This window comes from Halomonas sp. ND22Bw (assembly GCF_003011945.1).
Classification (GTDB): domain Bacteria; phylum Pseudomonadota; class Gammaproteobacteria; order Pseudomonadales; family Halomonadaceae; genus Halomonas; species Halomonas halophila.
Genome location: NZ_PXWD01000001.1, coordinates 317,410 through 333,852 on the forward strand (window position 1 = coordinate 317,410; position 16,443 = coordinate 333,852).

The window sequence follows — 16,443 nt, forward strand, 5'->3', positions numbered from 1 at the left end:
GTCGTTTGTGCCCGCCGAAGGGATTATCACGGCGGGTTTTGAATCCGTTTTTCAATTATTCACGGCCGTGCTCGCTACGGGCCTTTGCTGAAAAATCAGCCGCTTACAGCTTTCCACCTGTCCCACCCTCTATCGCGGTCGCACCTGATCTGCGACCACCGCCGCAGTGGCGGACGCGCGCCCGCTGCGAGATCCGCGCACTTGCCCTACCGCCCTCTCCTGCCGATACTGTTCATCCGTACAGCTACCGGAGATCGATCATGCCCCAGCCATCCAGCCACGAGCAGCTGGCCCAGCGCATCCAGATCGCCATTCAGGGAGCAAACCGCAGACAGTGCCGTCAGGTGCACCTGAAGCCAGAAGACGGCGACGACCTCGACGCTTGGGACAGCATCGTCTCCGAGATCGACGAGAACGCGAACGTCGACATCACGAGGACACCAGAGGGCTGGCTGGTCAGCTGGGTGCCTAGCGAGGCGTGACGCGCTGCTACTATGGACGACGCCACCCTACTCCGCATCACCCAGTGGCGTAAGCGCCTTGAGCGGAACGGCTGGACCGGAGTCAGGCGAGCCACCCCACCTCACAGCAGCCTGATCGAGTATCACCTCGTCTGGCGTGGCCACCTGGTGTCGGGCCGGATCCGGCTGAGCGATCACTCGAGCCAAGACGTGTGGCAGCCGGGCACGACCATGAACATGCTCTTGCGCGGGACGGATGTGACGGATGGAGCGTGGCGGGTGGCCAGGGACCAGGCCGGGCGCCCAAGGCAGGTGCATCGGCGGCTGCCGCTGTGAGGCAAATGGGCCATCCTTGGCCCGCCACAGGGTGGAATGAAGATGGTGACGCCGGCTTGCCTCCCTGGCGGCGGGCTCGGCCATGAACTCGCAAGCGCCTGACATCACACCCTCAGCATAGTGAGCTGAGCCCCCCGTTCTGTAGGCGTTCACCCCGCTGCGCCGTCGGTCGACTCTATCAACGAGGCATCGTCGTTGCAGGGGCGATTGACGCGACGACTCACGGGCCAGTGCGTCAGGAGAGAGCCATCGATGTGGCGGACCGTGTGACGCAGCGCCTCGCGATCGGTCAGGAGGGGATCGATCCAAGGCTCGAGGCTGGCGTCGTCGAGCGCCAGCGGCATGCGGTCGTGGATCTCGGCCGCGGCTCCTCGGGCGGGCTCGGTGAGAATGGCGCAGCCGGGATTGCCGTCGGCCCGGTGAGTCCAGATGCCGGCCAGCCAAAGGGGCTGACGATCGGTGCGGGTGATGAAGTGCGGCTGCTTGCCGTACGCCGGCGCCAGCCACTCATACCAGCCGTCCGACGGAATCAGGCAGCGGTGCCGGACGAACGCCGAGCGAAAGTAGCGGGAGCTGGCACACCCTCAGACTTGGCGTTGATCGGCTCCGGCGCCTTGCCGGTGGCCCAATGCGGCCGGAAGCCCCACCACAGCTGGCCGAACGCCAGAGGCGCGGCCTCATCTAGACGCCAGGCGGCAGTGATACAGGTACCCGGGCACACGTTATAGCGCGGCGACGTCGGCGGCGGTTCGATACCAGCGCCAAGAACCTGCCGCAGCGACCGCGTGACGCGGGGAATATCATAGAGGGCGAAGCGTCCACACATGGAGAGAGGATAGGCGATTATCTCCAACATGGCGTGCCAGAGGATCCTGAGCACGATTAGAATGCAGTGAATGCTATGGTCAACACTTCAGCCTGAGACAGGAGTATTTCATGGAGCTTCCACGAAAGCCGCAGCAGGAGCTGGACAGAGCAAAAAAACAAATTCAAGCCATGGAGAGCGCCGAATCTCTTGATGACTTCGAGCATCACTGGGCACTATTTCTTCATTTCATCGAAAGGGTTTGGAACAAGTCAGAGGCACACTTCAAGCAGTCACCCGCTTGGGCAGGATGGAGGGGCAAGTACGTAAACATGAGATCCCGGGACGCCCTGATTACCTACTTGCGGCACGCAAGGAATGCCGATCAGCACTCCGTCGAGGAAATCACCGACAGGCTTCCTGGAGGTACAACCATTAGCAACAATTCCGGCGGGCCGATCACCATCACCAAACTCGATGTCACTGGTGGTGGGCCGGCAACCTATGAAGCCGATGGCCATCTAGACATTGCTTTTACACCTGGCAAGGTCAAGCTCATTCCAGTGACCAACTATGGAACCACCTATGAGCCACCCACCACACACCAAAATCAAGCGATCGATCCCTCGGATGTTGTCGGTGTCGCCAGAACAGGGGCCGCCTTCTACGAGGACATGCTCAATGCGGCAGTCAGAAAGTTTTGCCGTGATCGATGAAGCGAGCTGAAGAAAGACAGGGCTGCCTCTCCTTGGAAGCACGCATATGACCACATTCCGAAAAGACTGGCTGCTGGTTATCACTGCCACCGGCCCTGCCCTCTTATCGGCCTACTTCAGCTGGCATCTCGTCGACGGCGGCGGCTGGTTCCAACGATCCGGCTCATTGATGGTGCTATTCGCTGCCTGGCTGGACTTTCGGCAAGCCCGCCTGCTTGCCGAGGCCTCACCAGAGCAGCGAGTCGAACTCTCGCTACTGATGGGGCTGAGCCGCGCACAAGACGATCCTCGCCGAGTCTGGTTTCAGCGCCTAGCTATCTGGCTTCTCATCACCGGAACCGTGATATGGGGCTATGGTGATCTGCCGTTCCGCTGACTGATGTGACACTGGTTGATAGGCCATCCCCGAAACGCAAAAGCCCCCGGCCACGGATGGCCGGGGGCGTGCTGCTCGAGGAGACGAACCCCGCCCGCAAGGGGCTCGCGTCAAGGTTTCCTCACGGCGCCTTCAGCACCGCCGCATACTGATGCTTCATTGCTTGATCGATGCTCACGTCGGAGAGGTAGAAGGCGTGCTCGGCTCCGGGTTCGAGCTCGATCTGGCCCAGCACATACGGCGCCCCATCGACCCAGGCACCAAACACTTGGACGGATCGGGCTTGCTCGGTGTCGTTGTTGACCTCGATCCGCACCGACATGTCGAGGCTGCCCATCATCGGATTGGAGCGCTTCGCCTCCTCGAGGCGCTGACTCAGGGCCTCGGGCACATAGAGCGATAGCGGATAGCCTTCTGACGATGCCAGGTTGATGGTGTCCTCGCTGGTCGGGCCATCCCCCGAGGTATGGTCGATGGCCACCGGCAGGTCGAACTCGGCCCAGCTGTTCATTTCTTGGCGATAGCATTCCCGGTATTCGGCGGCCGGGAAGATCCGCGGTAGCATCTCCTGAGCCTTCACCAGGGAGTCGGACGGCTGTCGCGAGTCCTGGTAGTCGGCGCAGCTTGAGACCTCAAGGCGCACCTTGCCGGGCGCTTCCAGCGCCTCCGGATCGTCCAGGTCCGAGAGGTTCACCTGCGTGGTGATCTGCGTCTTGCAGCCGCAGAGCGCCAGGCCGCAAGCCACCACGGCGGCGGCCTTCATCCATGTTCCCATGCGTGTTCTCCTTTGTCTGACGGCGAGGCATCGAGGCCCCGCCACCAGACTAGCGAACGACCAGGGTTGAGCCCCACCTCTGTCCACACACGCAGGCATCGCCATCCTAGGTTTCTGGAGTTGCTCAAGATCATTGCCTGTCGGCCGATGAGACAAGCAACATAGTCAACGAACCAAATGCTTTAGGTTTCCAGGGAGAAATGTTTTGAGCATAAAGCTTATAACCAAGCCTTTGCTGTGTCTGTCGGCCGTAGCGTTTTCAGGCTATGCCATAGCCTCTGATGTCAGACTATTCAAGAGCTGGGATTACGGAGAGAGCATGGACAGCTTCCCTCGCAGCGAAGGCTTCTACGACTGTAGCGCTGACATGGGGTCTTTGGCCCTGTGCAAGGAACAGACCAGCTTCCTCTCCTACAACTTCTTCGCTAGCCTTTATTTCAATGACGACCAAGAGCTTGACACTGTCTCTCTGACAACAGATTTTACTCCAGATACCTACGCCTCTATTATCGGCGCCATTTCTCGAGACTTCTCATTAGCATTTATGGCAGGTCAGGCGAGCGAACTTGACATTGTCAGCCAAATGAAAGAAGGAAGCATTCAAACACCACAAGACATGGAGCAAAAGGTTTCACAGTTTGAAGGAACCAATCTCGCAAATGGCTACCTTGATTTAATATATTTCGAAAACTCTTACGCTCGCCAGTGGGAAGATTACTCAAACTTTCAGAACATGCTAATGGAGACTCCAGAGGGGGTCAGGATGAGCGAATTAGTTATATATTATGACGAGGTTTATGGCCCTTCGATGGAGGTGAGCTTTGCGCTACCAGGCAAAACCTTTGAAAGGCTTAAAGATCAAGCCCAGAATGCTCCCATAGAAGACTTCTAGGCCTTCCTTGGCCGGCACAACAAGTGCCGGCCTAACCTCCGCTTTGGTCCTAATTTTTCCAGACAACTGCTTCTATACTTTCTCGATCGCCCGCCTCGAGGGCGGCCTTGATCTCGTCCTTGCGCATCCAGCTGCGCGCCAGCTGCTGCTTCTTGAAGACCTTTGCGGCGTCGGTGACGGCGATCATCTGCTCGGGCGTCATGGCATAGAGGGCGTTCGACTGCGCGCGGAGCTCCTGAACGGCGCCGGTCTCGCCGCCGTCGCGCAGGTCACGCGCCTCGATCGCCAGGCCCAGCAGGTTAGACTCGTCCTCGGGGCGGGTCTGCACGACGTCGTCGGTGCCGTCCGGCATCGTGTACGGCATGCCGGCATAGAGCGCTGCAGAGAGGCCAGTTTCGATCTCGGCGCGCTTGCGGGCGGCGAGATCCCCGAGGGGTTCGGGTGGGGCCTCGTCCAAGGCCTCGGCCGGCGGCTCGACGCCGAGCTCGGTGATCTCGTGGCGGCTGCCATCAACGAGCCAATAGACGTGGCCACGCCAGTCGGCCACCACTTCCCAGGCCTCGCCGGTCCAGCGGCCGGCCTCATTCGCGCCGGTGGCCGGCGGTTCGATGCCGGTCGCGCCGGCAGGGATGCGCGGCTCACGGCGCATGGGGTCGAGGGGTGCCTCGCGGCCGGCCGGGTCGATCACGGTGCCGTCGGTGGGGTTGATGTCGTAAATGCGCACGGCGGCCTCCTCAGATCTTGGTCAGGTAGATAACAGCGTTGTTGCGGGAGCGGGTTTCGTCGGCGTAGTTGCCGGGCGTCCACGAGGTGCCGCTCGGCGATCCGTCTCCATCGTCATCGTGGTAAGTTCCGGCGGTTTGGCCAGTTGACGGCGTGTTATTAACACCCGCTGAGTTGGTATGCTGCCAATATTGGTCATCTACCCCCCAATGGCCGCTCCCATCAATGCCCGTTCCCGTCGGCAGGGCGTGTATGTGCCTCTCAACGGCATGCCACTGATGGGCCGCCAACGAGCGCCCCGGGTCCACACCACGGCCGTTATCCCAGCCACGCTTGAACTCACCACGGTCTTCAGGCATGCCGAACGTCGTGCTTCCATCCCCTGCCCCATGGGTCGTGCCAAAGGCGGCAAAGATGCGCCGATAATCCTGGCGCGGCGCACCTTGCCAGCCGTCGTTCTCCAGGTAGCCCTCCGGCAGCGTCTCGCTGCGCCACTCGATGGTCGTGCCCGGCTTGACGCCGTCCCACTCCATCCAGACGTGGGGGCGGTTCTGGCTGTCGGTGGGATCGACGCCCTGGACGGTGCCGGCCTGGTCGCGGTCATAGAACTCGTAGAACTGGCCGTCGCTGCCGCGCACCACTTCTCCGGTCGAATAGGTGCGGAGGGCCGAGTAGTCCTGGAACTGGCCGGTGTTCACCCCCATGGCATTGAGCGCCGCCAGCAGCTGATCGCCGGTCTCGGTGCCCGCCGTTTTCAGGGTCAGCCCCGCCTCCTGGATCACGTTCGCGAGTTCGTCCTGGACGGCATTCATGAAGGACGCACTCAGCTCCGTCGCCGGCACCCCGGACGAGGGGTCGCCCTCGGTGAAGCGATTGTCCTGGGTCGCCCCAGGCGCCTCGATCTTGTGCATGGGTCACTCCCCGTATGCGAATTGCAGGATGGTGTGAGAGGGCTGCAGGCGCGCGAGCTTGCACTCGAGCTCGGCATTGCCCCATTGCCGCAGCGGCTCGCCCACGGCGCTGCGCCCGGTACGGAAGGCCCGCACGGTCACCGCCGGGGCGCGCACGCGCCAGGTGAATTGCCAATCGCCGTTCGTCAGCGGATCGCCGACGCGGCTCATGCCGACGCGAAACGGCCGGAATTCCTCGATGGTGATCGAGTAGCCCAGGGCCTCGGCCACGCCGATGAAGTAGCCGCGCGACTGCCCCCCGGTGGTGACGATCTTCGAGACCAGGGCATCGCGGCGCTGCTGCAGGGTCTGCTCGCCGGCGGCGCTGCACACCTCGGGCAGCCCGTAGTTGCGCTCCCAATCGTCCAGCATCTCCAGTGCCCGTCGCGGATCCGACTCGCGCAGCAGGTCCACGGCCCGGCTGTCGACCCGCGCGGGCTCCTCGGCGAGCGAGCGCAGCAGGCGCATCAGGCGGCTGCCCAGCTCGCGGGGCCAAGCCACCCCGCTGGGCAGCAGCGCCGCCAGCTGGTCGCGGTACTGGTCCGCATTCATGCCCATGTGATGTCCCCCATGACGGCGATGGTCCCGGCGGGATGGGGGACGTCGGCGGTGGGCGAGTCGAGGACGTGGTCGCTCTCGCCGGCGGCGACGCTGATGGCCTCACGGATATGCGAGATCAGCAGGGTGCCGCCCGGCTCGGCCTCGCGCTTGACCAGGTCGGCGAGCTCGGCGGCGATCGCCGCGCGCACCTCGGGCGTGTTGGGCGATAGCCCGCTGATGGTCGGATTCAGCGGCGCCGGCGTGGGCGCGAACACCACCGGCTCGGCAGTGACCGGGCGCTCCTCCTCGATGGCAGCCAGCACCTCGGCCACCTTGGCGGCGTCGGGGATAATCGGGTCGAGGTCGTCGCAGACGAACGCCACGCCGACGGTGCCGGCGCCCTGCCAGCGGCGGTATACCCAGGCCCGGGTCACGTCGGGCACGGCGAGCACCCACTGCTCGTAGTCGGGATCCGAGCCGCCCTGGGGCGGCTCCTGCATGCGCTTGAGCAGCCGCGTCAGCACCCGGGGATCGCTCTCCGGGTCGGCACCGCCGGTGATGCCGCCGGCGGCCACGGTGCCGGCGCTGTCGACCCCCGGCACCGGCGAGAGCAGCGACATGGCCAGGCCGGCCTCGACGTTGCCGCCTGCCCCGGGCTCCCGGGCGGTCACCGTCACCTCGCCGCTTCCGCTCAGCACCACACCGGCGTCGACCAGGTACTCGCGGCCGTCGTCGCGCTGCAGGACGGTATTGGCCGCCACGTTGCCGGTGCCGGTCAGGGTGACCGGGCCGCTGGCGTAGGTGGCCGGCGTGGGCTGGATCTTCCACAGACTAGCGTGACGCCGCAGGTGCTCGCTGTCGGCGGTGTCCGGCAGCAGCTGACGGGCGTTGTAGTCCAGGTGGCCATGCAGCAGGTGACTCAGCCCCGCCAGGGCCCGTGCCAGCACGCCGAGCGCGGAGCGGCGCAGCACCGCGCCGCGGCCGGCCGGTAGCCGGCTCGCGACGTCGGCGTTGGTTCGTTCGATCAGTTGCGCCAGGGTCGGCCGCTGGAATGCCATCGATCACTCTCCCTCGGTGAATTGCGCGCGCCAGTTGTAGCGGTAGCGGCCCGACAGGCGGCTGCCGTCCGGGCGGTGGATCTCGACCAGCAGCGCCAGCCAGTCGACGTCGAGGTACTCGACATCGACCTCGACGCGGGTGGCGACCCGGTCCTCGAGGAGCCAGGCCAGCGCCTCGCGGGTGTACTCGCGGGCGCGATTGAGCACGTCGGCGGTGCGCTTCTCGCGCGCCAGCAGCCACAGGCGGCTCCCGGTCTGGTCGCCTTCGACCGGTGGGGCGACGTCGCCCCACCAGCCGCGACGGTCGTCGGCCTCGGCCGGCAAGCGGTCGTCGTCGAGGGCGCGGCGATCGGTGAACAGCGACACGATGACGGCCGTCTCGAGGCCGTCGTCGGTCTCGAGGTCGCCGCCGGTGGGCGACAACACGACGTCGGCCGACGCGAGTTCCTCGCGCCAGCCAAGGCGAATATCGGTCATGGGCGGTGACTCGCGGTCAGGTCATGGACTGGTTGGGCTTATCGGTGGGACCGCCGCTGTCGTTCTCGGCGTGATCGTGATCGTTGTAGGTGTCCCGCATCTCCTGCATCGTCCCCTTGGCGTCCGACACCTGGCCGGCGACCTCGAGGTCGCCGTCCATGGTCACGGTGGGTACATTGACGAAGCTCACCGGCTTGCCGACGCCGTCGATCACGATGCCGTCCCGGGTCAGGTGGACCCGCTGGCCCTGATCGTCGTAGAGCGCGACCTCCCCCTGGGCCAGCCCCTTGAGGCGATAGCGGCGATCGTCCACGGCGATGACCAGGCCGTGGTCGCGATTGCCGCCCAGGAACAGCGACACCAGCTCGGCCCCAGGGTGGGGGTGGCTGGTCATGCCGTACTGCTGCATGCGTTCGAGTCCGGCCCGGGTCTCGCCCTTGAGGAAGGTCCCCTGCAGCAGCTGCAGGCGGCCGGTGTCGTCCACCTGGCGCAGCACCCCGCGGGCCAGCATCAGCATCACGCGCCGCGACAGCCGCGCCAGCGATCCGTTGCGCATCGAGGGTTCTCCTACCAGTCGTTGAGCCCGACGTCCTCGCCGCTGCCCGAGGTGGCCGCGTCGGGGACCTCGGGCTTGGGCGTCAGGGCGTCGGGGCGCTGCAGCTTGAGGGTGGCGGTGGTGCCGGCCTGGTCGTCCTGGCGATAGGTCACGGCGGTGATCAGCATCTCGCCCTCGAGGCGCAGCCACGCGCAGCTGATGCGGACGCGGCGGTTGGGCCGCCACAGCTCGCCATTGCGCTGCGTCCAGCCGGTTACGGTCACGCTGGCCGTCGAGCTCCGGGCGGCGCGCACGATGGCCTCCCACTCGGCGCGCTGCTGGGCGTTGCCGCCATCGGCGGCGCCCTCGGCCATCACCATCAGCGGGCGATAGCGTGGCACCCCAGCGTCGCGGGCGGCACCCTCGATCTCGGCGGCGGCCTCACCCCAGGCGGTGTCGGTGCCGACGTTCTGGCCCTGCACCGTGTAGTGACTGAAGCGCCGCGACATGTCGAGCTCGGCGCTGGCCGCCTCGATGTTCTCGCCCCACACCAGGTCATCGGCCGCACGCTGATCGCCGGCGCGAGTGATCAGCACGCCGCCGGCATGGCCGGTGGCCAGCACGGCACGAAGTCGACAGGCCCGCTCGATGGCCTCCCAGGCCGTCTCGCCAGGCTGCACGGCGAAGCGAGGGAAGGGCGCGCCCACGTCGACCTCGCGCGTCACTTCGATGCCGAACGGCTCGCACAGCACCCGCACCAGTCGCTCGAGGCCGATGTTGTGCCACTCGGCAGGATTGTGGAGCGCGGAGCAGTCGACCAGGTCGCCGGTGCGGTCGCGGCCCTTCACGGTCAGCGTCTTGCTCTGGCCGTCGATGCTCGGCGAGACGCCATCCACATAGCCGTCGATCAGCGTCTCGCCGTTGACCGCCACGCGGCAGGCGTCGCCGCGGCGAATCGGCCAGGGTTCGGTCTGCCCCACCCAACGGTCGGTCACGCCGATCTGAAAGCCACCCGCCACCGCCTCGAGGTCGCGGGTCACGTCGGCCGAGGTCCAGCCGCTGTAGATGCGCCCGCCGACGGTGAGGGTCAGGGTGTCAGCCATTGAGGATCTCCAGGGGGTCGCCGCCGACCACGAAGCCGGGGTGGCGCACGTCGTTGCGGCTCACGATCTCGTCGGCCCGGGCGGCATCGCCGTACAGCCGATAGGCCAGCACCAGGGCCGGCTGCGTCGCCCGGGGCGTGTAGCGCGACAGACGCGCCAGCGACTGGTCGGGCGGCGGCACCGCCTGCACCAGGTCGGCGCGCAGCGCCTGGGCCTCGAGGTAGACGGCATCCGAGGCGGCGCTCTCCATGGCGGTGTCGAGCCGATCACCGAGGGCATCCCGGGCGGCCACCGCCTCGTCGTGGGTGGGCCAGTCCGTCCGCACCGCCTGGGTCGCCGCCTGGGCGGTGGCCACCCGCTGCACCAGGTCGGCCAAGGCCTGGCGGTTGGCGTCCTGCCGGGCCCGGGTGCCGGTGGTGCGCGGCACCGCCGGCACGCCCTGCCCCCAATCGGCCAGCCGCTGCAGGGCGGAGGTCCCGGCCGCGGGGTTCGCCCGCCCCCGCTGCCCCAGGTCCTCGAACACGCCGATGACGCGCCCGGCCAAGTCATCGGGCGACTGCACCAGGTCGCTCGCCTCGTCGCTCAGCGAGCGCAGGTCGCGGGCGAAGCGCGCCGCCTGCTCGACCGTGCCGACAATACCGTCGGCCACGTCCTGGACGGTGCCGGCGAGATTGCCCACCAGGGCCTCGGCGGCCTGGGCGACGAAGGCCGGCAGCCCGGCGACGCTGAACGATTCGGCGAAGTCCCCGGCCGAGGCGTCGGTCAGGGCGCTGGCCTGCTGGTCGATCGCCGCTACTTGGTCGAGCCGGCCCGCCGGATGCGAGCGTTCGCCGGCCTCCAGGAAGGTGATCGAGAAGCGGGCCATGCCCCCGTCGCGGCTACCCTCGCGGACGTCGAACGTGTCGACCACCACCTGCCGGGCCCCGTGATAGGGGTGCATCAGCTCGCCGGGGCCCTCGGCCTCGAGGGCCTCGATCAGCGCATCCCGGGCCGACATGTAGTCGCCCCCGAGCACATAGCCCTCGACCGGGTAGGTGCGCGCCTTGCGCCCCAGGTCTTCCGCCCAGGGCAGGTCGCGGCCCGGGTATTCGTGCTGGACGTTGCGGCGGCCGCCGCTATGGCCGGCCTGCCGCGCATGGAAGGGCACGCCCCGGAACGAGGCGGGCCGATACTGGTCGCGCCATGTCATCAGCTGTCCCCCATGGATTCGCCGAGGTCGTTGCTTACGTTCAGGCCGCGGCTCTGCTGCTGAACGACCTGCAGGCCTGCCGGGGCATTCTCGAAGCGCATCGTCACCGAGGCTTCACCTCCCTGCCCCGCGTCACCCGCTGCACCGCGCACGGTATCGGCCAGCGCACGGGAAGGCCCGGGACCGATGCCGCGCTGCACCGGCTGCGACTCGCCGCTGAACGCCTCGCCCACGGCGCCGGTCACCCGGGAAACGCCGTCGCTGACGGCGCTGCCGGCATCCTTCATCCAGTCGGGTACCAGGTCGGTGAGGCTCTCGACCTTGTCGCGAAACCAGCGAGTCAGGGCGTCGAACTTGTCGCCGATACCCTCCCACAGGCCGTCGATCAGGTCGGCACCAACATCGCTCAGGCTGACGCCGGTGATGTACTCCACGATGGCGTCGATCGCCTCGGCCACCAGCAGCACCGGGTTGAACTCGCGCAACAGGGTATACACGCCCTGGAGCAGCCCCTCGTCGAAGGCCGAGCGCACGGCGTCGATCTTGTCGGTGAACCACCGACTGATGCCGTCCCAGTTGCGGTAGATCAGATAGACGGCGCCGGCGATCGCGGCCACCGCGCCCAGGAACCAGCCCACCGGGGTGGTGGCCAGCGCCACGCCCAGCGAGACCAGCGCCTGAGCCACGCCCGCCAGGGCCATCAGCAGCGGGCCGAACAGCACCGCCGCCACCGCGGCCAGGGCCACGCGCAGGCCGCCGAATCGGTCGGTGATCGGGCGGATGAAGTCGAGCACGTCGCCCACCACGCCGCGCACCTCCCGGAATCCCTCGAGCAGGCGCTCCAGGGCGCCGGGCAGGCGCTCGGCCAGGGCCTCGCCGAAGGCGGCCAGCCGCTCGCGGTTGTCGACCAACAGCTCCGTCAGGGTGGCCGCGAGGTCGGTCAGCGCCGGCATCAGCGGCCCCAGCACGGCGTTGCGGGCCCCGGACAGGGCGCCGGAGAGATCTCGCATGCCGTTGGTGAAGCGGGCGGCGCCGGCGATCGCGCCCTCGTCCATGACCTCGCCCAGGCGGTGCGCCTCGCCGCGCAGGCGCGCCAGCTCGTCGGCGCTGGCCGAGAGCATTACGGTCATCTGTTCGCCGCCCTGGCCGCCCAGCAGCTCGTCGACGATGCGCTGCCGCTTGGCGACGTTGTCGATGTCGCGGATCCGGTCGCGGATCAGGGCAAACATCTTCTCGGTGTCGCCGCCGGTCTCGCGCAACCGCTCCTGGCTGACGCCGAGCCGCTGGAAGGCCTCGGCCGCGGGGCCGGCGCCGGAGACCACGAACTCGTCGGCGCGCATGGTCAGCTCCTTGAGCCCGTCCCGAAGCGCGTCGTTTTCGACGTTGAACTGGCCGGCGACGTACTGCCACTCCTGGAACGAGCGCGTGCCCATGCCCAGACGCTCCGACCAGACGCTGACCTCGTTGGCCGAGCGCGAATAGCCGTTGACCAGGATGCCGAAGGTGCCGGCCGCGACCGCCCCCATCGCCCCGAGGCGGGCGCCCAGGGCGCCCACCTGCCGGGTCGTGTCGGCGACCCGGTTGCGCACGTTGCCCATCGCCGAGCCCAGGCGGCCGATGCCGGCCGCCTCGCCCATGGTTCTGAGGCTGTTGTTGACCCGCCGGATGGGCGAGGTCATCGACTCGATGCGCCGGTTGATCCGGCGCAGCGGGGCCGTCAGGCGGTCGACGCCCTCGATGACCACCCGCAAGGGGTTCGGATTAGCCATTGCGATACTCCGCGATTTCCTCGCCCCGGGCGGCCCAGAACGCTAGATCGGCGGCGTCCATGTCCCACAGCTCGGACGGCGGGAAATGGAACAGGTAGGCGATCACGCCGAGCTGTTGCCGCCAGTCTTTTGGCCACCCGGCATGAATTTTCCCACCGCGTCGACCACCTTCATCATGTCGGCGACGTCGAGCTCGTCGATGACGCTGGGCGGCTGCGAGGCCAGGTCGCCGGCGAACGTCAGGATGTCGCCCATGTCGGGCTCGGCCGGCAGCTCGCGAAAGTCCTTGGCCTTGGGCCGGCGGATCACCAGCTCGTGGATCTTTTCGCTGCCGTACTCGATCGGCTGGTCGAGCTTGACCACGGTTTCAGGCTTCACCATCACTTGATCTCCTCACCCGCCGGCGCTTCGAAGCGCACGGGAATGTTGCCTTCCTCGCTCTGCCCGGTGCCGTCACCGGCGTACCAGGCATCGCGCAGCGAAATGACCTTGCCGTTTGCGAGCTCGAGGGTCACGATCGCGTCCTCGAGCTCGAGGAGCGTGGCCAGGTCGAGCTTGCGATCGTCGGTGATCTCGCCCTCGATGAAGGCCACCTGACCGCTCTCCTTGTAGCCGTGGGCGATGCCATCGCCGCCGATCACGGGCTCGCGCTTGGGCTTGCCGAGGTTGTAGGTAAACGCCCCCTTGGCCCTCATCAGGTCGCCGTCGACCTTCAGGAAGATGATGCCGCCGACTCGTTTGTTCATGTGCGAATCCTCTTGCTAGGGGCGGGCCGCGCCCGCCCGAGTGAATCAGCGCCGGAACTGGAACTGCGCCGCGGTCACGCGCAGCTGATTGATCAGGTCCGGCGGCAGGATGAAGTCGAGCCGGTTGGGGTCCGAGACGTTGCGCTCGCACACCAGGTCCCGCTTGAACTGCTCGGCGTCCTCCACCAGGCCGATCTCCTCCCACTCGCGGAACTTGGCGATCGCCTCGGCCTTGGCGAGCTTGGGCGTCACCACCTTCTGCCCGGTGCCGAAGCGGGTGCTGTCGTCGGCGAGCTTGTGGCGGGGATACTTGCGCAGCCACATGGCCCGGAAGTCCCAGCGCAGGTAGCCCAGCACCAGCATGGTGTTGACGTCCTGATAGGAGGGGTCCGCCACCCCGAACTCGTTGGTCTTGTAGAGCGTCACCAGCCGGTCGATGCGCACCGCGCCGTCGGCGCCCACCTTGTGGGTGCTGATGCCGTCGAGCAGCAGCTGGTTGCGCTCCGTCTGGGTGCGCTGGTCGCCCTTCACCGGGCCGAGCACGCCGGGCAGCGCCAGCGTCTGCAGCGGCCGGCCGCGATCGATCTCGGCGTAGTAGCCCGCCACGGCGGTGACGCTCGCCGCCCACTCATAGGGCGGGGTCGGCGCCGAGCCGGCGTCGAGGACGGTCACGAACTCGCTGTTCTCGCCGTCGCCCAGGGTGCCGAGCTCGCCTACCGTGCCCCGGGCCGCGGCGAAGGCGTGGCCCTCGATCTGGCGCAGCGGCCCCCAGCGATCGCGCAGCTCGGCGTCCAGGGCGCCGATGCTGGTCGAGTCGGTGTAGGGCAGCGCCGTCAGGTGGTATTGGTCGTCGCCCATGGCCGTGATCGCAGCGGCCAGGTCGGGCGCGGCGCTGCCGCCGCTCATGGCCTCGACGGTCACGGTCAGGCCCGCGGGCGTCTCCTCGCCGGTCTGGTAGTTGAGGCGCAGGTCCAGGTCGTTGCCGGCCGGACCCTTGTTGCGCGCGGTGACGTTGACCTTCTCGGCGGTGGTGCCGTCCACCTCGGCGGTCACCGGCAGGTCGCCGTCGGCGTTGATGGCGGCGGCGACGTCGGTGGCGATCGCCGAGAGCGACTGCCCGCTGGCGATGCCGACCCGCACCCGGCGTCCGGCCAGGTAGAGGTTGAGCGTGCCCGCCTCGGTGGGCGCGCCGCCGAAGGTCATCGCGCCGGTCGCAGCGACTGCCGAGGGCGCGTCTGAAAGCGGGATGACCCAGGTCTCGGCGTAGTCGTTGGCCTCGAAGTGGCGTTGTGCCATGCCGTGGAGCATCGAACCGCGGCCGGCGAGCTTGCCCACCTGGTCGGCGCTGAACACGCGCACCGGGGTGTCGGCGGTGGCCGTTCCGGTCGACAGCATCTGCCCCAGGATCAGCAGGCGATAGGGCATCAAGCCGGGCCCGGAGACCGCGCGGGAGTTGTCGAACTCGCCGAAAAAGCCCGGCGTCAGCAAGCTGGCCGGGACCTCGTTGAATGAAACAGGCATCGGTTATTCCTCGTCGCGTTTCGCCTGGGGGCGGGCGGGTTGGGACCTCACGCGCTCCACGTCGCCGTCGCGCAGGCGGCGGCGCCAGTAGCCGTCGAGCGTCACCGGCTCGCCGTCGTGGTGCAGGTGACGATCGCGCAGGGGATCGCGCACCCGCAGCCCGCGCGCGGGCTTCAGGGTCTCGGTGTGCATGGGTTACTCCTGCTCGGGGGTGATGGTGTCCGAGGCCTCGGGGTCGCCGTCGGCCGGCGCCACGTCCCACTCGGCGTGAATCGTGGCGAGGTTGTCCTCGAGCGCCGGCTCGATCTCGTCGTAGTAGGTCACTTCCCAGGCCAGACGGGCGGCGCCCATCTCGCGCTCGCCCTCGTCGGTGAAGACGATCTCCGTCTCCTGCAACACCAGGTCGGCGGCCGTGCCGTCGAGGGTGTCCTCGGCGAACAGGCACAGCTCGATCTGACGCGCCAGGTCGTCCAGGGGATCATCGACGTCCTCGCCCATGACCACGGCCTGCACCGCCACTTGCACGATGCGCCGATACTCCCGCGGGGCCTGATTGAAGATCTCGGCCGGCTCGCGGAGCGTATAGACGAGGATGGCCGGCAGGGCCGACTCGAGGCCCTGCCGGCCATTCCAGTAGGGCAGCACGCGACTGCCGTAGACTCTCAGGCCAGCATCGGTGTTGCCCTTGAGCCGCTCGACGATCTTGTCGCGGATCAGCTTTCTGGGATGCGTCACGTTTTCAGCTCCAGCAGGGTGCCGCCGTTGTCGTCGGGCTGACTGCCGACGACCCGATAGGTCCGCTCCTTGCGGGTCATGCGATCCCCCATGCCGGGGCTGCCGTCCGGCAGGTCGGCCAGCACGACCGTCAGCGTCGGGTTGACGCTATAGACGGGCACCCCGGTATCGGGATCGACGGACTGGTGCTGCTCCTCGAACAGCCCGCGCACCGTGACCGGTGCGCCGCCGTTGGGGGTGTAGGTGACGTCCTCGCCCAGCTTGCGCAGGATGCGGCGCTGGGCGCGCACCGCGATGTCCTCCCAGGCCATGGCAGTCTCCTCGAGGCGCACCCGCTAGGCGGGCGCGTCATGGGTTAGGCGGTCACCGCGGCGCCGCGGGCGTTGATCTTGACCAGCACGGTGGCATCGCCGCCGGCCGCGGCGGCGATGGCCACCCCGCAGCCGACCAGGTCGCCGCTGGCCGGGGTGCCGATCTGGTCGATCACCGAGGCCGAGATGTCGTAGTCGACCCGCTCGCCGGCGCCGATGGCGTTGCTGCCCTTGGGCAGCTCCCACACGTAGTCGATGGCGACCGAGCCGGTCGCGCCGTTGGCGATGTCGACCAGGGCGACGCCGATCAGCGCGCCGATCACGACGACCTGACCGCTGGAGACGGTGGAGCCGGTATCGTTGGTCCAGTCGAGGACGTCGCCCATCTGGTGGCAGTTCTTGGCCATGATTCGCTCTCCTATTAC

The 16,443-nt window shown here is 67.3% G+C and carries 22 protein-coding genes and 1 pseudogene; 4 read left to right on the forward strand and 19 right to left on the reverse strand.

Annotated elements, in window-relative coordinates:
- Window positions 1-260 precede the first annotated feature (260 nt).
- Complete coding sequence (locus CVH10_RS01485) at window positions 261-482, forward strand: DUF1654 domain-containing protein (protein ID WP_106487611.1); 222 nt, start codon at window positions 261-263, stop codon at window positions 480-482.
- Window positions 483-946: 464 nt separating this feature from the next.
- On the opposite strand, the pseudogene CVH10_RS01495 reads toward CVH10_RS01485, so the two are convergent.
- Window positions 947-1,653: pseudogene (locus CVH10_RS01495) on the reverse strand (SOS response-associated peptidase).
- Between the two features lie 80 nt (window positions 1,654-1,733).
- Here CVH10_RS01495 and CVH10_RS25215 point away from each other — a divergent pair.
- Together CVH10_RS25215 and CVH10_RS01500 are read left to right on the forward strand one after the other, a co-directional pair.
- Window positions 1,734-2,318 carry a hypothetical protein gene (locus CVH10_RS25215; RefSeq protein ID WP_146142894.1) on the forward strand — a complete coding sequence of 195 codons (585 nt, stop codon included), beginning with the start codon at window positions 1,734-1,736 and terminating at the stop codon, window positions 2,316-2,318.
- Window positions 2,319-2,364: 46 nt separating this feature from the next.
- Window positions 2,365-2,694, forward strand: a complete 330-nt coding sequence (locus CVH10_RS01500; protein WP_106487613.1) for a hypothetical protein — start codon at window positions 2,365-2,367, stop codon at window positions 2,692-2,694.
- 121 nt (window positions 2,695-2,815) lie between these two features.
- Here CVH10_RS01500 and CVH10_RS01505 read toward each other — a convergent pair whose 3' ends face one another.
- Complete coding sequence (locus tag CVH10_RS01505; protein WP_106487614.1) at window positions 2,816-3,457, reverse strand: hypothetical protein; 642 nt, start codon at window positions 3,455-3,457, stop codon at window positions 2,816-2,818.
- 331 nt (window positions 3,458-3,788) lie between these two features.
- On the opposite strand from CVH10_RS01505, the gene CVH10_RS01510 reads away from it, so the two are divergent.
- Complete coding sequence (locus tag CVH10_RS01510) at window positions 3,789-4,361, forward strand: hypothetical protein (RefSeq protein ID WP_106487615.1); 573 nt, start codon at window positions 3,789-3,791, stop codon at window positions 4,359-4,361.
- Between the two features lie 49 nt (window positions 4,362-4,410).
- On the opposite strand, the gene CVH10_RS01515 is transcribed toward CVH10_RS01510, so the two are convergent.
- The 17 genes from CVH10_RS01515 to CVH10_RS01590 are packed head-to-tail and all read right to left on the reverse strand — an operon-like array spanning window position 4,411 to window position 16,425.
- Window positions 4,411-5,085, reverse strand: coding sequence for a DUF4376 domain-containing protein (locus CVH10_RS01515; protein WP_106487616.1), 675 nt, complete (start codon window positions 5,083-5,085; stop codon window positions 4,411-4,413).
- A 10-nt stretch (window positions 5,086-5,095) separates the two neighbouring features.
- On the reverse strand, window positions 5,096-5,995 hold the full coding sequence (locus tag CVH10_RS26505; RefSeq protein WP_219924664.1) for a phage tail protein: 900 nt from the start codon (window positions 5,993-5,995) through the stop codon (window positions 5,096-5,098).
- 3 nt (window positions 5,996-5,998) lie between these two features.
- The gene (locus tag CVH10_RS01525; protein ID WP_106487617.1) at window positions 5,999-6,592 is read right to left on the reverse strand and encodes a YmfQ family protein; all 594 of its coding nucleotides are present in this window, start codon (window positions 6,590-6,592) and stop codon (window positions 5,999-6,001) included.
- Complete coding sequence (locus CVH10_RS01530) at window positions 6,583-7,632, reverse strand: baseplate J/gp47 family protein (protein WP_106487618.1); 1,050 nt, start codon at window positions 7,630-7,632, stop codon at window positions 6,583-6,585. Before CVH10_RS01530 ends, CVH10_RS01525 begins: the two co-directional genes overlap by 10 nt.
- A gap of 3 nt (window positions 7,633-7,635) precedes the next feature.
- Window positions 7,636-8,109: a phage GP46 family protein gene (locus CVH10_RS01535; protein WP_106487619.1), complete on the reverse strand. Its 474-nt coding sequence runs from the start codon at window positions 8,107-8,109 to the stop codon at window positions 7,636-7,638.
- Window positions 8,110-8,125: 16 nt separating this feature from the next.
- On the reverse strand, window positions 8,126-8,665 hold the full coding sequence (locus CVH10_RS01540; RefSeq protein ID WP_106487620.1) for a phage baseplate assembly protein V: 540 nt from the start codon (window positions 8,663-8,665) through the stop codon (window positions 8,126-8,128).
- A gap of 11 nt (window positions 8,666-8,676) precedes the next feature.
- Window positions 8,677-9,747 carry a phage baseplate assembly protein gene (locus CVH10_RS01545; RefSeq protein ID WP_106487621.1) on the reverse strand — a complete coding sequence of 357 codons (1,071 nt, stop codon included), beginning with the start codon at window positions 9,745-9,747 and terminating at the stop codon, window positions 8,677-8,679.
- Complete coding sequence (locus tag CVH10_RS01550) at window positions 9,740-10,936, reverse strand: DNA circularization protein (RefSeq protein ID WP_106487622.1); 1,197 nt, start codon at window positions 10,934-10,936, stop codon at window positions 9,740-9,742. Before CVH10_RS01550 ends, CVH10_RS01545 begins: the two co-directional genes overlap by 8 nt.
- Window positions 10,936-12,705, reverse strand: coding sequence for a hypothetical protein (locus tag CVH10_RS01555; RefSeq protein ID WP_146142895.1), 1,770 nt, complete (start codon window positions 12,703-12,705; stop codon window positions 10,936-10,938). The genes CVH10_RS01550 and CVH10_RS01555 overlap by 1 nt, the downstream gene beginning before the upstream one ends.
- On the reverse strand, window positions 12,698-12,811 hold the full coding sequence (locus CVH10_RS25220; RefSeq protein ID WP_219924665.1) for a GpE family phage tail protein: 114 nt from the start codon (window positions 12,809-12,811) through the stop codon (window positions 12,698-12,700). The genes CVH10_RS01555 and CVH10_RS25220 overlap by 8 nt, the downstream gene beginning before the upstream one ends.
- Window positions 12,808-13,086: a phage tail assembly protein gene (locus CVH10_RS01560; RefSeq protein ID WP_106487624.1), complete on the reverse strand. Its 279-nt coding sequence runs from the start codon at window positions 13,084-13,086 to the stop codon at window positions 12,808-12,810. The genes CVH10_RS25220 and CVH10_RS01560 overlap by 4 nt, the downstream gene beginning before the upstream one ends.
- A complete protein-coding gene (locus CVH10_RS01565) occupies window positions 13,086-13,451 on the reverse strand; it encodes a phage tail tube protein (protein ID WP_106487625.1) in 366 nt (121 codons plus the stop codon). Before CVH10_RS01565 ends, CVH10_RS01560 begins: the two co-directional genes overlap by 1 nt.
- 45 nt (window positions 13,452-13,496) lie before the next feature.
- Window positions 13,497-14,972, reverse strand: coding sequence for a phage tail sheath subtilisin-like domain-containing protein (locus CVH10_RS01570; protein WP_106487626.1), 1,476 nt, complete (start codon window positions 14,970-14,972; stop codon window positions 13,497-13,499).
- A gap of 3 nt (window positions 14,973-14,975) precedes the next feature.
- A complete protein-coding gene (locus CVH10_RS01575) occupies window positions 14,976-15,164 on the reverse strand; it encodes a DUF2635 domain-containing protein (RefSeq protein ID WP_106487627.1) in 189 nt (62 codons plus the stop codon).
- A 3-nt stretch (window positions 15,165-15,167) separates the two neighbouring features.
- Window positions 15,168-15,707 carry a hypothetical protein gene (locus tag CVH10_RS01580; RefSeq protein ID WP_106487628.1) on the reverse strand — a complete coding sequence of 180 codons (540 nt, stop codon included), beginning with the start codon at window positions 15,705-15,707 and terminating at the stop codon, window positions 15,168-15,170.
- Complete coding sequence (locus tag CVH10_RS01585; RefSeq protein ID WP_106487629.1) at window positions 15,704-16,018, reverse strand: electron transfer flavoprotein; 315 nt, start codon at window positions 16,016-16,018, stop codon at window positions 15,704-15,706. The genes CVH10_RS01580 and CVH10_RS01585 overlap by 4 nt, the downstream gene beginning before the upstream one ends.
- Before the next feature lie 44 nt (window positions 16,019-16,062).
- Window positions 16,063-16,425, reverse strand: coding sequence for a DUF2190 family protein (locus CVH10_RS01590; protein WP_106487630.1), 363 nt, complete (start codon window positions 16,423-16,425; stop codon window positions 16,063-16,065).
- Window positions 16,426-16,443 lie beyond the last annotated feature (18 nt).

Coding starts and splice junctions, on each gene's coding strand:
- CVH10_RS01485 (WP_106487611.1), top strand. CDS start 261: ATGCCCCAGCCATCCAGCCACGAGCAGCTGGCCCAGCGCATCCAGATC.
- CVH10_RS01575 (WP_106487627.1), bottom strand. CDS start 15,164: ATGCACACCGAGACCCTGAAGCCCGCGCGCGGGCTGCGGGTGCGCGAT.
- CVH10_RS01525 (WP_106487617.1), bottom strand. CDS start 6,592: ATGGGCATGAATGCGGACCAGTACCGCGACCAGCTGGCGGCGCTGCTG.
- CVH10_RS26505 (WP_219924664.1), bottom strand. CDS start 5,995: ATGCACAAGATCGAGGCGCCTGGGGCGACCCAGGACAATCGCTTCACC.
- CVH10_RS01565 (WP_106487625.1), bottom strand. CDS start 13,451: ATGAACAAACGAGTCGGCGGCATCATCTTCCTGAAGGTCGACGGCGAC.
- CVH10_RS01540 (WP_106487620.1), bottom strand. CDS start 8,665: ATGCGCAACGGATCGCTGGCGCGGCTGTCGCGGCGCGTGATGCTGATG.
- CVH10_RS01500 (WP_106487613.1), top strand. CDS start 2,365: ATGACCACATTCCGAAAAGACTGGCTGCTGGTTATCACTGCCACCGGC.
- CVH10_RS01590 (WP_106487630.1), bottom strand. CDS start 16,425: ATGGCCAAGAACTGCCACCAGATGGGCGACGTCCTCGACTGGACCAAC.
- CVH10_RS01570 (WP_106487626.1), bottom strand. CDS start 14,972: ATGCCTGTTTCATTCAACGAGGTCCCGGCCAGCTTGCTGACGCCGGGC.
- CVH10_RS01550 (WP_106487622.1), bottom strand. CDS start 10,936: ATGACATGGCGCGACCAGTATCGGCCCGCCTCGTTCCGGGGCGTGCCC.
- CVH10_RS01505 (WP_106487614.1), bottom strand. CDS start 3,457: ATGAAGGCCGCCGCCGTGGTGGCTTGCGGCCTGGCGCTCTGCGGCTGC.
- CVH10_RS01585 (WP_106487629.1), bottom strand. CDS start 16,018: ATGGCCTGGGAGGACATCGCGGTGCGCGCCCAGCGCCGCATCCTGCGC.
- CVH10_RS01535 (WP_106487619.1), bottom strand. CDS start 8,109: ATGACCGATATTCGCCTTGGCTGGCGCGAGGAACTCGCGTCGGCCGAC.
- CVH10_RS01560 (WP_106487624.1), bottom strand. CDS start 13,086: ATGGTGAAGCCTGAAACCGTGGTCAAGCTCGACCAGCCGATCGAGTAC.
- CVH10_RS25215 (WP_146142894.1), top strand. CDS start 1,734: ATGGAGCTTCCACGAAAGCCGCAGCAGGAGCTGGACAGAGCAAAAAAA.
- CVH10_RS01530 (WP_106487618.1), bottom strand. CDS start 7,632: ATGGCATTCCAGCGGCCGACCCTGGCGCAACTGATCGAACGAACCAAC.
- CVH10_RS01545 (WP_106487621.1), bottom strand. CDS start 9,747: ATGGCTGACACCCTGACCCTCACCGTCGGCGGGCGCATCTACAGCGGC.
- CVH10_RS01555 (WP_146142895.1), bottom strand. CDS start 12,705: ATGGCTAATCCGAACCCCTTGCGGGTGGTCATCGAGGGCGTCGACCGC.
- CVH10_RS01510 (WP_106487615.1), top strand. CDS start 3,789: ATGGACAGCTTCCCTCGCAGCGAAGGCTTCTACGACTGTAGCGCTGAC.